Origin of the sequence: Methanocalculus sp. (genome assembly GCF_029762515.1) — an archaeon.
Taxonomy (GTDB): Archaea; Halobacteriota; Methanomicrobia; order Methanomicrobiales; family Methanocorpusculaceae; genus Methanocalculus.
On sequence record NZ_JARVGN010000487.1, the window covers coordinates 1 to 1,577 of the forward strand.

Annotated in this window: 2 protein-coding genes and 2 pseudogenes; all 4 read right to left on the reverse strand. The window is 49.9% G+C overall.

The features are described 5' to 3' along the window. Positions 1–247, reverse strand: a pseudogene (locus tag QCH34_RS12450) (hypothetical protein); the annotation flags it as partial. A 37-nt stretch (positions 248–284) separates the two neighbouring features. Continuing rightward, positions 285–689 carry an IS1634 family transposase gene (locus tag QCH34_RS12455; RefSeq protein ID WP_300334603.1) on the reverse strand — a complete coding sequence of 135 codons (405 nt, stop codon included), beginning with the start codon at positions 687–689 and terminating at the stop codon, positions 285–287. Further along, positions 664–1,119: pseudogene (locus QCH34_RS12460) on the reverse strand (DUF4277 domain-containing protein). The gene QCH34_RS12455 and the pseudogene QCH34_RS12460 overlap by 26 nt, the downstream one beginning before the upstream one ends. A 181-nt stretch (positions 1,120–1,300) precedes the next feature. Beyond that, on the reverse strand, positions 1,301–1,577 hold a 277-nt coding region (locus QCH34_RS12465), incomplete at its 5' end, for a hypothetical protein (protein ID WP_300334605.1).

Consider the following 1,577-nt stretch of genomic DNA (forward strand, 5'->3'; position numbering starts at 1 on the left):
TACGATACCTCGAGTATTTCGCCGGCCTTCGGCCGCCCCCGTTTCCCTCCGGCCGCCTTCTGACAGGTATCACCTCACAGCCTTCCAGCATATATCGGTGATGATCCTTGGCCCAGCGTTCTGCCGCCGCCCGTGCATCGCGTTCGCAAGTGGACACCCGTGCGCTGAGGTTCCGCCATGAGATCTGTGCCTCCTCATAATCCGTCTTCAATTTATCATCGAAGGTCTTCTCCATGCGTTCCTGCATGGGAGAGGAATGGTAGAGAACCCATTTCTGATCGATATTAGCATAGGTCGACGGATACTCGGCATCTGCGTATCGGAGATCGGAACAGGGTTTGAAGTCCGACTGAAGCCTGGCTCACCGCTTTCGCCTGTGCGATGGTCACCGGCACCCTGGTCATCCAGAAGGTGCGGGTGCCGAGTGTGCTGAGATTTTCTTCGGTATAGAATGCCGAATTGGCAATATGGTAGACTTTATCGGATAATTTCAGGTTCCCGGTGAGTGCCTGGATGATCGTTCGGATTGTTTCTTTGTCCGACTCGTTTCCCGAGATGGTCTGGAGGAAGAGCGGGACATCGTGCTGGTTGGCGGCAATGCCGAGAACGAACCGCTTGGGGTCCCATCTTCCGTCCTTGGGATAGCCGTAGGTGATCTTGAACTTAACTGGTGTTGAAGTCGGCTTCATAGTTCCCCGTGACGCTGAAGTGGATGGTATCGACGTGAATGCAGTGCGATCCGAACTCGGTAGTGATGAGGCATTCCGCCACGATCTCGTTGAACAACTCGGTCGGCCCGTATGCCGCGACGGCATCGAGTGTTCTACCGAGGAGATCGTCATTAAGCTGTTCTCTGGTTATCCCGCCCCCAAGGAGGCGCTCTACGGCGATATCCTCGAAGGACCCAGGGAAGAGATACAAATGGCGCTCGACGAAGCCGAGGCCGTTGAGCACCATAGCCTTGACGACTTGGGAATGCTAGAGATTGTGGTGGCGTTTCTTGGGAATGGCGCGATCTATAACCTTGGCGATATTGAGCGAATCATAGGCACCGGCCACGATCCCGAGGTGGTCGACGGTCAGGATGGATTCATCGTCAAATCCATCTATTAAGGGCATATTTCTGGTTTTAGATTGATAGTACAAGGATCTTTTGGTCGAAATTGGGGAGAGGGATTATTTTACTGCGAATTGTGGGATCATTCTTGGAGCGGCAGGAAATGAAAGATTACATTCATACTACAACAAGAAATTTTACCCCGAATTGAAGATTCGCTTTAACGCCAAAAAAATGTCATTTTTACCAAATATCGTGGAACGCGGATATATTAATACCAGTAATTTTAGCAATTGTTCCACCAAATAACCATGTTGCGAAAAGGTAAGTATATGATGCACTCGAATCATCAGGATTTGTTGTCATACCGCGGACTGTCTGGTAGAATTCTCCTAACGAATCTGACGAGTACATGATGCTGCTATGAAAGAGATGCGTGTATTCATCAGTTCCAAAGATCCTTCCATATGAAAGGGCAGGTACAACGAACGAAATGATGAAGATAGCTAACAAAAAAAGG

Bases quoted from the DNA above. Each gene is read 5' to 3' on its own strand.
- QCH34_RS12455 (WP_300334603.1), bottom strand. From the start codon at position 689: ATGAAGCCGACTTCAACACCAGTTAAGTTCAAGATCACCTACGGCTAT.